This window comes from Streptomyces sp. NPDC048211 (genome assembly GCF_043202315.1).
GTDB lineage: Bacteria > Actinomycetota > Actinomycetes > Streptomycetales > Streptomycetaceae > Streptomyces.
Genome location: NZ_JBIDAD010000009.1, coordinates 385409 through 399669 on the forward strand (window position 1 = coordinate 385409; position 14261 = coordinate 399669).

Sequence of the window (14261 nt, forward strand, 5' to 3'; positions counted from 1 at the left end):
GCGAAATCCCTGCGGATCGACGCCCGTGGGGCAACACTGGGACCGGACCGATCGATACGGGGGGGCGGCCGTGAACACCTCTTCAAGCCGCAGGACACTCAACTCAACGCAGCGAAAGAACCCATCCATGTGCCAGCACCAGCCACCCTGCCCGACAGCCGACTCAGCCGACCGGGAAGCCGCCCGTCTGGTGGCGCACCATCCGGAACAGGGCTGGAGCCTGCTGTGCAACGGCGTCCTGCTCTTCGAGGACACCGGTGAGCTGCTGCCGGACGGGCAGATCATCGCCCCGCACCGGCCGCTGGAAACGGGCCGGGTGGTGAAGGCGGCCTGAGCGGCCGGTACGGAAAGGGGCCGGCCCGGAGAATTCTCCGCACCGGCCCCCACGCATGTCCGCGTCACGCCTTGTGTTCCGACGTCACGGCTCAGTTGTCGTACTCGTCCATCGGCGGGCAGGAGCAGACGAGATTGCGGTCACCGAACGCACCGTCGATCCGGCGCACCGGCGGCCAGTACTTGTCGGCGGCCGAGACCCCGGCCGGGAAGACGGCCACCTCCCGGCTGTAGGCGTGCTCCCACTCCCCGCCCAGCGCGGCCGCGGTGTGCGGCGCGTTGCCCAGCGGGTTGTCCTCCGCGCTCCACTCGCCCGAGGCCACCTTCTCGATCTCGCCGCGAATGGCGATCATCGTGTCGCAGAAGCGGTCCAGCTCCGCGAGGTTCTCGCTCTCGGTCGGCTCGATCATGAGCGTCCCCGCGACCGGGAACGACATGGTCGGCGAGTGGAAGCCGTAGTCGATGAGGCGCTTGGCCACGTCGTCGATGCTGACGCCGGTCGCCTTGGAGATGGGGCGCAGGTCGACGATGCACTCGTGCGCGACCAGGCCCGCCGGGCCGTTGTACAGGATCGGGTAGTGCGGCTCCAGGCGCTTGGCGATGTAGTTGGCCGCGAGTACGGCGACCTGCGTCGCACGCTTCAGGCCCTCGCCACCCATCAGGCGTACGTAGGCCCAGGAGATCGGAAGGATTCCCGCCGAGCCCCACGGAGCGGCAGAGATGGGCCCGACGCCGGTCTCAGGACCGGCGGCGGGCTGCAGCGGGTGGTTCGGGAGGTACGGCGCCAGGTGTGCGCGCACACCGACGGGACCGACGCCGGGACCGCCGCCGCCGTGCGGGATGCAGAAGGTCTTGTGCAGGTTCAGGTGGGAGACGTCGCCGCCGAAGTGACCCGGCTTGGCCAGGCCGACGAGAGCGTTGAGGTTGGCCCCGTCGACGTACACCTGACCGCCGGCGTCATGCACCTCGGCACAGATGTCGGCGACATGCTCCTCGAAGACGCCGTGGGTGGACGGGTAGGTGATCATGAGCACAGCGAGCTCGTCGCGGTGCTGCGCGATCTTGGCTCGGAGGTCCTCGATGTCGACCTCGCCGTCGTCGGCGGTCTTCACCACGACGACCTTCATCCCGGCCATCACGGCGCTCGCGGCGTTGGTGCCGTGGGCGGAGGACGGGATCAGGCAGACGGTCCGGCCCTCGTCGCCGTTGGCGCGGTGGTACGCGCGGACGGCGAGCAGCCCCGCGAACTCACCCTGCGATCCGGCGTTCGGCTGGAGGGAGACGGCGTCGTAGCCGGTGACCTCCGCGAGGCGCTCCTCCAGCTCACGGATGAGCGTCAGGAAACCCTCGGCCTGCTCGGCCGGTGCGAAGGGGTGCAGCGCGCCGAACTCGGGCCAGGTGATCGACTCCATCTCGGCGGTCGCGTTCAGCTTCATCGTGCAGGAGCCGAGCGGGATCATGCCGCGGTCCAGCGCGTAGTCACGGTCGGCGAGCTTGCGCAGGTAGCGCAGCATCGCGGTCTCGGAACGGTGCTGGTGGAAGACCGGGTGGGTCAGGAACGCGTCGCCGCGCAGCAGACCCTCCGGCATCGCGTCGGCGGTCGTGGCGTCCAGCGCCTCGATGTCGCCCTCGGCGCCGAAAGCGGCCCAGACTGCGGCGACCTGCGCGCGGGTCGTGGTCTCGTCGCACGCGAGCGAGACCAGGTCGCCGTCGACGAGCCGGAGGTTGACCCCGCGGTCACGGGCGTCGGCGACCACCGCGGCAGCCTTGCCCGGGACCCGGACGGTGAGCGTGTCGAAGTAGGCGCCGGTCACCACGTCGACACCGGCCGCACGCAGCCCCTCGGCCAAAATGGCCGCGTAGCGGTGGGTGCGCCGCGCGATCGTCCGCAGTCCGTCGGGGCCGTGGTACACGGCGTACATACCGGCCATCACGGCGAGCAGCACCTGGGCGGTGCAGATGTTGCTGGTGGCCTTCTCGCGGCGGATGTGCTGCTCGCGGGTCTGCAGGGCCAGCCGGTAGGCCTTGTTCCCGTCCGCGTCCACGGAGACGCCCACCAGGCGGCCGGGGAGGCTGCGTGCGAACTTCTCACGTACGGCCATGAAGCCGGCGTGCGGTCCGCCGAAGCCCATCGGGACGCCGAAACGCTGCGTGGTGCCGACCGCGATGTCCGCGCCCAGGTCGCCGGGCGAGGTGAGCAGGGTGAGGGCGAGCAGATCGGCGGCCACGGTGACGATCGCGCCGAGCTCGTGGGCCTGCTCGATGACGGGCTTGATGTCGCGCACGGCGCCGGAGGCGCCCGGGTACTGCAGCAGCACGCCGAAGACGCCCCGCTCCGCGATCTCGGCCGGGATGCCGTCGCTGAGGTCGGCGACGACGACCTCGACCCCGGTCGGCTCGGCGCGGGTCTCGATGACCGCGACGGTCTGCGGCAGGGAGTCCGCGTCGACCAGGAAGACGCCGTTCTTGACCTTGCCGACGCGCCGCGCCAGCGCCATGGCCTCGGCGGCGGCGGTTCCCTCGTCGAGCAGGGAGGCGCCGGAGGTGGGCAGCCCGGTGAGCTCGGCCACCATCGTCTGGAAGTTCAGGAGGGCTTCGAGGCGGCCCTGGGAGATCTCGGGCTGGTACGGCGTGTAGGCCGTGTACCAGGCGGGGTTCTCCATCACGTTGCGGAGGATCACCGGCGGGGTGAACGTGCCGTAGTAGCCGAGCCCGATCATCGGGGCCAGGACCTGGTTGCGGTCGGCCAGGAGGCGCAGCTCGGCAAGGACCTCGGCCTCGGTCCGGGCGTCCGGCAGCTTCAGGGCTTCGGCACTCTTGATCACATCGGGAACCGCGGCGGCGGTCAGCTCGTCGAGTGAGCCGTAACCGACCTGGGCGAGCATCTTCGCCTGGGCCTCGGCATCGGGCCCGATGTGGCGCTGCTCGAACGGGATGCCCTGTTCGAGCTGGGAGAGCGAAGTGCGACGGGGGGTCATGATGGAGGCCTCCTGGTCTGTCACGACCTGCGAGGGGCACCACGGCGCGGGGTGCCCGAACGGCCTCCCCCTCTGTCATCTCAACCTGAGAGCTTCACCGGTGCCCGCGGGGCGCACCGGCTTTCACCGTCGGTGAGGGTGGGGTCCGGTCCGGCCGAGGCCATGCGAAACCCGCCCTGCTTTCCAGAGTGACCTCGTCCGTGCGGTACGGGGGCCTGAGAGATTCCGGGGAGGATTTGCTCCTTCGGCGCCTCCGGAACTTCTCCGGAGGACTCTCCCGCACGGGGTCAGCAGCCATGGCCAGCCTACCAGCGGGGTACCCGGCAGAGATCTCGAGTGGCCAACCCCACGAATCTGCTCTTCTGTAGTGCCTGTGGAGTAGCCGCGACCAAAGGGAGGGACCGTGCAGACCGACATCGATCCGCGCAGCCTGATCGGCCGCAAGGCGTTCGACCGCAAGGGCACCAAGATCGGAACCGTGGACGAGGTGTATCTCGACGACGCGACCGGTGTGCCCGAGTGGGCGGCCGTGCGCACCGGGCTGTTCAGCCGGGACGCCTTCGTCCCGCTGGAGCCCAGCGAATTCGTCGAGGACACGCTGCGCATCCCCTTCGACCGGGCCCTGATCAAGGACGCACCCGACTTCGGGGTCGGTCGCCATCTCTCGCCGGAACAGGAGCTTCAGCTCTACCGGCACTACGGTCTGGACTCGGCGCCCGGCGAGAGCGCCCCCGACCGCGACTTCGGCAGACTGGCGGGCCAGGACGAGTAGTCCACCGGGTCCCGCACGAGCGGCAGCGGATCGGCCGGCTGCAGTTCCGGATCGTCGATACGGAACGTGCGGACCCGGCCGGGCGCCGATTCCGGTTCCTCGAACCGCACCGTCACCCGCCCGACCCCGCTCCCCTGCACCCAGCCGTGCCCGTAGATGCCGTGGCGGACGTCGTGCCCCGCGGGCCAGCGCCGCGCGGCAAGCTGCTCGGCACTCTCCTGGACGGTCTCCGGGCCCGCCTGCTCGCCGCCCTCCGTCCGCTCGGCGTCTTCCGCACCCGGGTCCGCACCCGCCTCGGCGTGTCCGGGGAGCTCGGCGGCCGTCCGCTCACCAGCCGCCTGGGCGAACAGGTCCTCCTGGGTGAAGTCGGCGAGGCCGGTGACGCCGACGCCCAGCAACCGCACGCCTCCGGTCGTGTCCACGGACTCCAGAAGCCGCGCAGCGGCCTCTCTCACGACTGTGGGGTCGTCGGTGGGCCCGCGGAGTGTCTCGGAGCGCGTGAGGGTCGAGAAGTCGTAGCGCCGCACTTTCAGCACGACCGTGCGCCCCGACCGGCCGGCGGCCCTCAGCCGCTGCACGCAGCGGTCGGCAAGCCGCTCCACCTCGGCCCTGACACGGACCCGGTCGTGCAGGTCCGTGTCGAAGGTGTCCTCGACCGAGACCGATTTCGCGTCGCGCTCGGCGACCACGGGCCGGTCGTCGTAACCGAAGGCCATCCGATGCAGAGAGCTGCCGTGCGCCTTGCCCAGGAGCCGTACGAGTTCCGCCTCGCCCGCTTCGGCCAGGTCGTTGATCGTGGTCATGCCGGCGCGGCGCAGATGGTCCGCGGTGGCGGGCCCGACGCCGGGCAGGGTGCGCACCGTCATGGGTGCGAGCAGTTCCCGCTCCGTGCCCGGCTCTATCAGCAGGATTCCGTCGGGCTTCGCCTCCTCGGAGGCGATCTTCGCCAGCATCTTGGAGCCTGCGAGCCCGACCGAGCCGCTGAGCCCCGTGACCGCCTCGATCGCCCCGCGCAGCTGCTCGCCGATCTCCAGGGCCGAGGCCGTGTCGTCCGCGGTCCCGCCCGCCTCCAGGTCGACGAAGGCCTCGTCGAGGCTGAGCGGCTCCACGAGGGGCGAGAGGCGGCCCAGCAGCTCCATGACCTGGTCGCTCACCGTGCGGTAGAGCGTGAAGCGCGGCACGAGGTAGGCCGCGTTCGGCGCCAGCCGTCTGGCCTGCGCCATCGGCATCGCCGAGTGCACCCCGAAACGCCGCGCCTCGTACGAGGCGGTGGCGACCACTCCTCTGGGCCCGAGCCCGCCCACCACGACCGGTTTGCCGCGCAGACTCGGCTTCGCCGCCTGCTCGGCAGAGGCGTAGAAGGCATCCATGTCCAGATGCAGGATGGTGGGCGCGGCTCTCACATCAATCGATGGTGCCCTACGGCACTGACAGCCGCCCTGGCGCAACGGCGGCCGCACCCCGGAATTCCGGGGCGTGGCCGTTCGTCCGTCCGGTCAGCCCGCCCGGTTGCGCCGACGGGCGAGCTCGTCGGCGGGGTTGTTGCCGATCAGTGTCTCGCCGGTGTCCACGCGCTCCCCGTGCAGCTGCGACAGCGCGGCGTCCACGTCCCGCCACACCACCCCGACGGCGATACCGAAGACGCCCTGGCCCCCTTGGAGCAGCTCGACGACCTCGGCGGGCGAGGAGCACTCGTAGACGGTCGCTCCGTCACTCATCAGCGTCATGCGCTCGAGATCCTGGAAACCGCGGGCCCGCAGGTGCTGCACCGTGGTGCGGATGTTCTGCAGTGCCACCCCGGTGTCGAGGAATCGCTTCACGATCTTCAGGAGCACCACGTCCCGGAAGCTGTAGAGCCGCTGCGTGCCCGACCCGTAGGCCGGGCGGACGCTCGGTTCCACCAGGCCGGTGCGGGCCCAGTAGTCGAGCTGCCGGTAGGTGATCCCCGCAGCCGCGCACGCCGTCGGGCCCCGGTAGCCGATCTCGTTGGCCGATGTCACGCCGTCCCCCGCCACCGCATCCGGCGCAGCCGGTTGCCTGATGGTGTGGCCGGCTGTACTCCCCTGCTGCGGATACGGCCCACCCACTGCCGTACCGTCGCCGCTGCTTCTCACGCCGACCTCCGTCCTTGACCTGCCCACTCGAAGGTAGGCAGTCACCCGGGGTGCGTCAACGATCGCCACACTCGGCACGCCGAGTGATAATCACCCTGAGGGTGGTTTCCCGTGACTCACGAACGGGAAAGGCTTGCCGGATGCGCTGACGCAGCCCCTTGGGACGTCACTGACTGTTCGTACCGAAATCCTCCGGTGAGATCTGGTCGAGGAACTCGCGGAACTTCTCCACCTCGTCCTCCTGCTCGTCCGGAATCGCGATTCCCGCATCGTCGAGCACCCCGTCACTGCCGTAGATCGGCGTGCCGGTGCGCAGGGCGAGCGCTATGGCGTCGGAAGGCCGCGCGCTCACCTCGACCCCGCTGGCGAAGACCAGCTCCGCGTAGAAGACCCCTTCTCGCAGATCCGTGATCCGGACCTCGGTGAGCTCCTGGCCGACGGCCTCGAGCACATCCTTGAAGAGATCATGGGTCAGCGGCCTGGCAGGAGCCATGCCCTGCTGGGCGAAGGCGATCGCGGTCGCCTCACCAGGACCGATCCAAATGGGGAGGTACCGGTCGCCTCCCACTTCACGCAGGAGCACGATCGGTTGGTTGGAGGGCATTTCCACCCGGACACCCACAACGTCGAGCTCGTTCACACAGCAACCCTAGGACGTGCTCGGCAGGTTTGGGTAGTCGGGCCCCACCGGGATCAGTGGAGACGGATCTGCAGAGCGGCCTGGACGAGGGCCGAATGCAGCCGTACGGAGAGCTCGGCAAGCTCCCTCGCGGTGGCCTCGGCATGTGCTCTGGTCTGCGGATTCCGGTGCCGGCGCAGGGGCGCGACCACCTGCTCGATCAGGCCGGCCTCACGGTCCGCGGCCGCTCGCATCGCCCGGAGATGACGCGGTTCCAGACCGAATCGCCCCAGATCCGCCACAAGCCTGGCGATGGTGACCGTCTCGGCGTCGTAGCCGCCCTCGGCCGCCGGTGCGACCAGACCGTAGGACTCCCACGCGTCGAGGTCGCTCTCCGTGACCTCGGCGGCTGCGAGAAGCTCGGCGCGGCCGATACGGGCCGCGGTGGCCCGTCCCGGACCACAGGTCCAGCTGCCGTCCACCAGGTCCCGCTCGCCGCCAGGGGAGGGCAGGGCGACCTGTTCACCGCGGGCGAGGGCGTCCAGGTGCTCCCGGATGACCTTCAGCGGAAGATAGTGGTCCCGCTGCATCCGGAGCACCTGACCGAGCCGCTCGACGTCGTCGGGACGGAACTTCCGGTAGCCGGAAGGTGTCCGCTGCGGCTCGACGAGCCCCTCCGCCTCCAGGAAGCGGATCTTGGAGATGGTGACTTCGGGGAACTCGTCCCGCAGCTGCAGGAGAACCGTGCCGATGCTCATCGGGCGGTCGTCGGCGGTGGCGGTGCCGTGTCCGGCACCGCCCGTCGGTGTTCTCAGCATGGACCTTCCTGGGGGTCCCCCCGACGGGGTCGGGGGCCGGGTCAGATGCCGCGCTGGCTTGCGTAGAAGACCAGCCGGTACTTACCGATCTGCACTTCGTCGCCGTTGGACAGCGGGACGGAGTCGATGCGCTCACGATTGACATAGGTGCCGTTGAGGCTGCCCACATCCCCCACGGTGAAGCTGCCGTCGGTGCCCCGGCGGAACTCCACGTGCCGACGCGAAACCGTCACGTCGTCGAGGAAGATGTCGCTCTGCGGGTGGCGGCCCGCCGTGGTCAGCTCGCTGTCCAGAAGGAAGCGGCTCCCCGAGTTGGGCCCCCGTCGCACCACCAGGAGCGCCGAGCCGAGCGGCAGGGCGTCCACGGCAGCCTGGGCCTCGGGAGAGAGCGACGGCACGGACGTCTGTCCGGTCGCCTCCGCCTCGTAGGCCTCCAGACCGGAGATGGAGATGGTCGACGTCGTCTCCGAGGCGCGCTCGGGGATCCCGCCCCGCAGCGGCGCGCCGCAGTTGGAACAGAAACGGCTGGCCTCGGCATTGCGATGCCCGCACCTCGTACAGACCGGCATGGACGGAGCCTCCTGCCTCGGGGCGAACCCTCCACCCGTACTTGAGGTTGACGGTTCTCCGAAACCTATGCGGCCGGCACCGGCAGGGTCAACAGACGACGCGCCGGAACCACCCGGATTGTCACCCCCCGAACCCGCCACCTGATCGCGGAAGAGAGGACGCTCGCCGCCCTGCTCCTCGGCCTGGCCATGGCGCGGCGCGCGATGGCGTGCGGCTTCATCGCGAGCGCTCTTGCCGAACAACTTCCCAAACAACTTCACGGGCGATTCCCCTTGACCGAAACAGACCCGCCCGTGGGGCAGGACGAACCCTGAATGAACACACCTGCCGACCCGGACATCTTCACAACGTCCGTAGCCACTCGACAGTTTCCACCACGCACCACCATTACGATGCGGCGACCCCCCGCAACGACCAGCCCATGTCCCCCCATACCCCCGCGGCCAGGGTTCACTGGGCGGACGACCGAGAGTAGTCAGGCCGCTCCGCCGGTCGCAAGGCGTCGATGACGATGTCGTCCGACTGCGCCACATGCACGGTGGCCTGCTCCTTCTCCAGCGTCTGCACCACACCGCCGGGGATGTTCAGAGCCGGTTCCAGATCCTGCGGCTTGCCGATGACCTTGAAGACGTACGGGGCCGAGATCTTGTGGTCGTCTACCTTGACGGCTCCGCCGTCCCCGGAGAAGTACGTATTGGCCACTACGCGCACGCCGTTGACCTCGATCGCCTCGGCGCCGGCCGCCCGGAGCTCCTGCAGGGCGTCGAGCAGCATGTCGGCCTGCACCGCGTCCCCCGGGTCGTTGATGGTGAGAGTGATGCCGGGACCGTGCACCGCCACGGTACCCGCGAGGATGCCGAGTTGACGCTCCTTCTCCACCGTCTGCTTCCGCGCCTCTTCCGCCTGGTCGGAACTGTTCTCCAGTTCCGTGCGCTGGTCGACGAGACGTTGCTTCTCGTCCTCCAGCCGCTGCGTACGGTCGTCCACCTCGTCGAGGATGCGGACCAGGTCCTCCTGGCGGGCACCACGCAGGGCACTGTTGTCGCTGTTCGACCGCACCTGGATGGCCAGCCCCAGGCCGAGTACGAACAGCAGCACCGCGACGATGAGTTGGGCACGGGTGACCCGGGGCGGCCAGATGCCGTCCATCAGCCGCTGACGCCCGGTCAGTTCCTCGGGAGTTCCGTCGGTCCGCTCGCCGGGCTCTTCGCGGTCCTCGTTGAATGCGTCGTTGCTCATCGGCGTCAGGCCCGGAAGACGTGCCGGCGGATCGCGGCGGCGTTGGAGAAGATCCGGATACCGAGGACGACGACCACACCGGTGGAGAGCTGCGCTCCGACGCCCAGCTTGTCCCCCAGGAAGACGATCAGCGCGGCCACGACCACGTTCGAGAGGAACGAGACCACGAAGACCTTGTCGACGAAGATGCCGTCGAGCATCGCCCGCAGACCGCCGAAGACGGCGTCCAGAGCGGCCACGACCGCGATCGGGAGGTAGGGCTCGACCACCGCCGGCACTTCGGGCCGGACCAACAGTCCGACCACGACTCCGACGACGAGGCCCAGTACGGCGATCACGATGTGCCCTTCCCTGTGTCTGCCGCACCACTGCCGGTGTCTGCGGCCTTATAAGGCTCTGCTGTCCGTACGATCAGGCTGGGGGCAGCCGGGAGGCTCACCTTGTCCTGGACGGAGATGCTCGTCCGGATGTCGAAGGTGTCCTTGAGCGCCTGCAGGTACTGGCCGTCGGCACTGTCCTGGAAGGCGGCGCCGAGCTTCTTCCCGTTCCCCACCGCGAGCACCGTGTACGGCGGCACGAGCGGCTTGTTGTCGACCAGTATGGCGTCGCCCGCGGCGCGGATCGCCGACAGGGCGGTCAGACGCTGTCCGTTGATGGCGATGGCTTCGGCACCGGACTGCCACAGGCCGTTGACGACCCGCTGCATGTCCCGGTCGCGGACCCGCCCCGTGTCGGAGAACCCGCTGCTCTCCCGCGGTCCGCCGCCGCCCTGGTCGGTGTCCTTGGCGTCATCGACGACGAGCTTCACGCCCGGGCCCTGTACCGGTGTCGCCCCGGAGAGCAGGGCCACCAGTTCGGTCTGGTCACCGCCATGCTCTTCCAGGGCCTTGCGCTGACGCCTGCCGACGTCGTCGCGGATCTCCTCCACCTGCGCTTCGAGGGTGTCGGCCGCGGCCGTCTCCGCGTCGATCCGGTCGATGAGCTCCTCGCGCTCCTTGGCCAGGACCGGCGCGGCGACCCGCGCCTGCGCGGCCCCGAGCGTCACGACAAGCGCTGCGAGCACCAGACACGCCGCGAAGCCGAGCTTCGCCTTGAGGGTCCGGGGCATCCCCGTACGCCCGTCGGCCTTGCGACGCGCCGCCGCTTCGGCGTATCCGTCGTCCAGACTGTGGTCCATCACGTTGGTCAGCAGCGACATGGACGCGTCGGGACGCGGGGGCGGCGAGGCGCTACTCCGATCGGGGGGCTGCTGCGACATGCCGCACATCGTCGCATGTCGCAGCGCCTACCGCCGAATGGCCCCACCGATGTCCGGGATACGGTCGCGCGAGTCCGCCGGCCCCATCGCCGAAAACGGGCCGCGTCCGGGTGCCGGGGCGGCGCCGCTCACCCGCCCCGGCCTCCGCTCACCTCATTGACCTGCGCTGTCGACGATCGTGGACCATTCGTCCAGCAGCGCCTGGGCCGAGGCGTCGTCGGGCCCTTCGGCCCACAGATGGGTGACCGCTTCGGCCCGGTCCGGCAGCACCATCACCCAGCGCCCGTCGGCCTCGACGACCCGGACACCGTCCGTCGTGTCCACGTTGCGGTCTCCCGCCGCTTCGACCACGCGTCGCATCACCAGCCCCTTGACGGCCCACGGGGTCGCCAGGTCACGCCGCAGCACATGCGCACGCGGGATGCGCGCGTCGATCTGGCTGAGCGTGAGCTGTGTTCGCGCGACCAGCCCGATGAGCCGCACGAACGCTGCGGAACCGTCGAAGACACTGCTGAACTCGGGAACGATGAACCCGCCGCGTCCGTCACCACCGAAAATGGTGCCTTCCTCGCGTCCCACCCGCGTCAGGTCGTCGGGCGACGTCATCGTCCACTCGACCTGAGTGCCGTGGTACGCCGCGACCTGCTCGGCCACGCGGGTCGTGGTCACGGGCAGTGCCACCCGGCCGCTACGACGCTCCGCGGCAACGAGGTCGAGCATGACCAGCAGGGCCCGGTCGTCCTCCACGATCCGGCCCCGCTCGTCGACGAGCGAGAGCCGTTCACCGACCGGGTCGAACCGGACACCGAACGCCGCCCTCGCCGACGAGACGATCTCTCCGAGCCGAACCAGCCCGGACCTGCGGGTCTCGGCCGACTCGGTCGGCCGGGATTCGTCGAGGCCGGGGTTGATGGTCAGCGCATCGACACCGAGCCGTCCCAGCAGGCTCGGCAGCACCAGTCCGGCGCTCCCGTTGGATGCGTCGACCACTACCTTGAGCCCGGCGTCCGAGATCCCCGCCGTGTCCACGTTCCGCAGCAGGGAGCCCGTGTACGAGTCGAAGACGCTCGACGGGAAGTGGAGGTCACCGATCTCTCCGGGGAAGGCCCGGCGGTACTCCTGCCGGGCATAGACCCGGTCCAGCTTGCGTTGCCGCGCCTGGGAGAGGTCCGCTCCCCGTTCGTCGAAGAACATGATGTCGACGGAGTCGGGCACACCCGGCGAGGTACGGATCATGATGCCGCCGGCGCTCCCGCGTGCGGTCTGCTGGCGGGCCACGGGCAGCGGAACGTTCTCGAGGTCGCGAACGTCGATGGCGCTGGCCTGAAGGGCCGAGATGACCGCGCGCTTCAGTGCCCGGGCGCCACGGGAGTGGTCACGTGCCGTGGTGACCGTGGAGCCCTTCTTCAGCGTCGTCGCATACGCTCCGGCCAGCCTGACGGCCAGTTCCGGCGTGATCTCGACGTTCAGGATCCCCGACACTCCTCGCGCGCCGAAGAGGTGCGCCTGTCCGCGCGACTCCCAGATCACCGAGGTGTTGACGAACGCACCGGCCTCGATGGTCTTGAAGGGATAGACACGGACATTGCCCTGGATGATCGATTCCTCGCCGACGAGGCATTCGTCGCCGATGACGGCCCCGTCCTCGATCCGGGCGGCGCGCATGATGTCGGTGTTCTTGCCGATCACACAGCCACGCAGGTTGCTGTGATCACCGATGTACACGTTGTCGTGCACCACGGCCTTGTGGAGGAAGGCGCCGCTCTTCACGACGACGTTCGATCCGATGACCGTGTGCTCCCGGATCTCCACGCCGGCCTCGACCTTGGCGTAGTCACCGATGTACACAGGCCCCCGCAGCACGGCGTCGGGGTGCACGTCGGCACCTTCGGCCACCCATACCCCGGGGGAGATCTCGAAGCCGTCGATCTCCACGTCGACCTTGCGCTCCAGCACGTCGGCCTGCGCCTTCACGTAGCTCTCGTGCGTGCCGACGTCCTCCCAGTAGCCCTCGGCGATATAGCCGTAGATGGGCTTGCCTTCCTTCATGAGCTGCGGGAAGACGTCACCGGACCAGTCCACGGAGACATCGGCCTCCACGTAGTTGAACACCTCGGGCTCCATGACGTAGATGCCCGTGTTGACGGTGTCCGAGAAGACCTGCCCCCAGGTCGGCTTCTCCAGGAAGCGTTCGACCTGGCCCGCTTCGTCCACGATGGTGATCCCGAATTCCAGGGGATTCGGGACGCGGGTGAGACAGACGGTGACCAGTCCGCCCTTTTCCTTGTGGAAGGCGATGAGGTCGGTCAGGTCGAAGTCGGTGAGCGCATCACCGGAAATGACCAGGAACGTGTCGTCCTTCAGTGCCTCTTCGGCATTCTTCACGCTGCCCGCGGTACCGAGGGGTTTCTCCTCGTTGGCATAACTGAGCTCCATACCGAGCTCTTCGCCGTCACCGAAGTAGTTCTTCACGAGCGAGGCAAGGAACTGGACGGTCACGACCGTCTCATTCAGCCCGTGCCGCTTGAGCAGCCGTAGCACATGCTCCATGATCGGCCGATTGGCCACGGGCAGGAGCGGCTTGGGCATGCTCGAGGTCATGGGGCGAAGGCGAGTGCCTTCACCACCTGCCATCACGACGGCCTTCATGTCGGAACGTCCTCCTTGAAGAGACGACGGTCTAGCCGACTTCGCCCGTCAGGGCAGCATCTGTGTCATCAGCCGCGGGCCGGCCACGTTGCGCGGCACCGCATCAACGAGCTCAATCGGCTACTGCATCCGCCTTGACCAGCCGGCGGACCTGAACCACGTAGAGGATCCCTGCCCACCAGTAGAGTGTTGTACCCCATCCTGCGAACGCCCATCCGAAAATGGTGGCCAACGTTGCCAGCCAACCACCTCCGTCACTGAGCAGCAACAAGGGAAATGCGTACATCAGGTTGAACGTGGCCGCCTTGCCCAGGAAGTTCACCTGCGGCGGCGGATAACCGTGACGGCGGAGGATTCCCACCATCACGAGAAGCATCAGTTCACGGGCGAGGAGCGCAGCGGTGAGCCAGAGCGGGAGGATCTCCCGCCAGGTCAGACCGACAAGCGTGGAAAGGATGTAGAGACGGTCGGCAGCAGGGTCAAGCAGCCGTCCGAGGCTGCTGATCTGGTTCCAGCGGCGCGCGAGCTTACCGTCGAGGTAGTCGCTCACACCGCTGAACATCAGGACCAGCAGTGCCCAGTCATCGCTCTGGGGCCCGCCGAACTCGGGACGGAGAATCAGCCACAGGAAGACAGGTACGCCGACGAGGCGAGCCATGCTGAGGATGTTGGGGATGGTGAGGACCCGGTCCGTCTGAACGCGAGTCTCCTGGACCTCCACCCGGGGGCCTCCTGTGAAAGAACGTGCCAATGATGCCCCCTGACCCTACCTTCAGCCGAGGCCGGCAGGTACACAGGGGTGCCGGGAACGTCCCGGGAACGCAGAAAAGCCCCGTGCCACAAGGGCACGGGGCTTTTCATAAAAGGAGTTCGGCGGCGTCCTACTCTCCCACAGGGTCCCCCCTGCAGTA

13 protein-coding genes and 1 riboswitch are annotated in these 14261 nt (G+C 68.8%); of the genes, 2 read left to right on the forward strand and 11 right to left on the reverse strand.

The genetic code is table 11. From position 1 onward, the window contains the following. Positions 1–127: 127 nt before the first annotated feature. Positions 128–334: a DUF5999 family protein gene (locus ACGFZA_RS30485; protein ID WP_326735000.1), complete on the forward strand. Its 207-nt coding sequence runs from the start codon at positions 128–130 to the stop codon at positions 332–334. A 91-nt stretch (positions 335–425) separates the two neighbouring features. Here ACGFZA_RS30485 and gcvP read toward each other — a convergent pair whose 3' ends face one another. Next, entirely contained in the window at positions 426–3311 is a 2886-nt protein-coding gene (gcvP, locus tag ACGFZA_RS30490; protein ID WP_393683309.1) for an aminomethyl-transferring glycine dehydrogenase, read from the reverse strand. Positions 3312–3504: 193 nt separating this feature from the next. After that, positions 3505–3601: riboswitch (glycine riboswitch) on the reverse strand. Positions 3602–3714: 113 nt separating this feature from the next. On the opposite strand from gcvP, the gene ACGFZA_RS30495 reads away from it, so the two are divergent. Then, on the forward strand, positions 3715–4083 hold the full coding sequence (locus ACGFZA_RS30495; RefSeq protein ID WP_385286731.1) for a PRC-barrel domain-containing protein: 369 nt from the start codon (positions 3715–3717) through the stop codon (positions 4081–4083). Here ACGFZA_RS30495 and ACGFZA_RS30500 read toward each other — a convergent pair. The 10 genes from ACGFZA_RS30500 to ACGFZA_RS30545 form a co-directional block, all read right to left on the reverse strand. Beyond that, complete coding sequence (locus ACGFZA_RS30500; RefSeq protein WP_393683311.1) at positions 4008–5486, reverse strand: DNA polymerase IV; 1479 nt, start codon at positions 5484–5486, stop codon at positions 4008–4010. The two genes, ACGFZA_RS30495 and ACGFZA_RS30500, sit on opposite strands and share 76 nt — an antisense overlap. 93 nt (positions 5487–5579) lie before the next feature. Then, positions 5580–6197 carry a MerR family transcriptional regulator gene (locus ACGFZA_RS30505; RefSeq protein WP_385286734.1) on the reverse strand — a complete coding sequence of 206 codons (618 nt, stop codon included), beginning with the start codon at positions 6195–6197 and terminating at the stop codon, positions 5580–5582. 166 nt (positions 6198–6363) lie between these two features. Then, positions 6364–6837 (reverse strand): bifunctional nuclease family protein, encoded by a 474-nt coding sequence (locus ACGFZA_RS30510; RefSeq protein ID WP_006123076.1) that lies wholly within the window; start codon positions 6835–6837, stop codon positions 6364–6366. Positions 6838–6890: 53 nt separating this feature from the next. After that, positions 6891–7634: a MerR family transcriptional regulator gene (locus ACGFZA_RS30515; protein WP_393683314.1), complete on the reverse strand. Its 744-nt coding sequence runs from the start codon at positions 7632–7634 to the stop codon at positions 6891–6893. A gap of 41 nt (positions 7635–7675) precedes the next feature. Next, positions 7676–8464: an FHA domain-containing protein gene (locus ACGFZA_RS30520; protein WP_385286738.1), complete on the reverse strand. Its 789-nt coding sequence runs from the start codon at positions 8462–8464 to the stop codon at positions 7676–7678. 190 nt (positions 8465–8654) lie between these two features. Next, the gene (locus ACGFZA_RS30525) at positions 8655–9443 is read right to left on the reverse strand and encodes a DUF881 domain-containing protein (protein ID WP_393683316.1); all 789 of its coding nucleotides are present in this window, start codon (positions 9441–9443) and stop codon (positions 8655–8657) included. Between the two features lie 5 nt (positions 9444–9448). Further along, complete coding sequence (locus ACGFZA_RS30530) at positions 9449–9781, reverse strand: small basic family protein (protein WP_003970459.1); 333 nt, start codon at positions 9779–9781, stop codon at positions 9449–9451. Then, positions 9778–10701, reverse strand: coding sequence for a DUF881 domain-containing protein (locus ACGFZA_RS30535; protein WP_385286742.1), 924 nt, complete (start codon positions 10699–10701; stop codon positions 9778–9780). Before ACGFZA_RS30535 ends, ACGFZA_RS30530 begins: the two co-directional genes overlap by 4 nt. Positions 10702–10854: 153 nt before the next feature. Then, positions 10855–13350 (reverse strand): sugar phosphate nucleotidyltransferase, encoded by a 2496-nt coding sequence (locus ACGFZA_RS30540; protein WP_385286744.1) that lies wholly within the window; start codon positions 13348–13350, stop codon positions 10855–10857. Positions 13351–13462: 112 nt separating this feature from the next. Then, positions 13463–14071, reverse strand: a complete 609-nt coding sequence (locus tag ACGFZA_RS30545; protein ID WP_393683319.1) for a CDP-alcohol phosphatidyltransferase family protein — start codon at positions 14069–14071, stop codon at positions 13463–13465. Positions 14072–14261: the final 190 nt, after the last annotated feature.

Bases quoted from the DNA above. Each gene is read 5' to 3' on its own strand.
- ACGFZA_RS30540 (WP_385286744.1), bottom strand. From the start codon at position 13,350: ATGAAGGCCGTCGTGATGGCAGGTGGTGAAGGCACTCGCCTTCGCCCC.
- ACGFZA_RS30485 (WP_326735000.1), top strand. From the start codon at position 128: ATGTGCCAGCACCAGCCACCCTGCCCGACAGCCGACTCAGCCGACCGG.
- ACGFZA_RS30515 (WP_393683314.1), bottom strand. From the start codon at position 7,634: ATGCTGAGAACACCGACGGGCGGTGCCGGACACGGCACCGCCACCGCC.
- ACGFZA_RS30535 (WP_385286742.1), bottom strand. From the start codon at position 10,701: ATGTCGCAGCAGCCCCCCGATCGGAGTAGCGCCTCGCCGCCCCCGCGT.
- gcvP (WP_393683309.1), bottom strand. From the start codon at position 3,311: ATGACCCCCCGTCGCACTTCGCTCTCCCAGCTCGAACAGGGCATCCCG.
- ACGFZA_RS30525 (WP_393683316.1), bottom strand. From the start codon at position 9,443: ATGAGCAACGACGCATTCAACGAGGACCGCGAAGAGCCCGGCGAGCGG.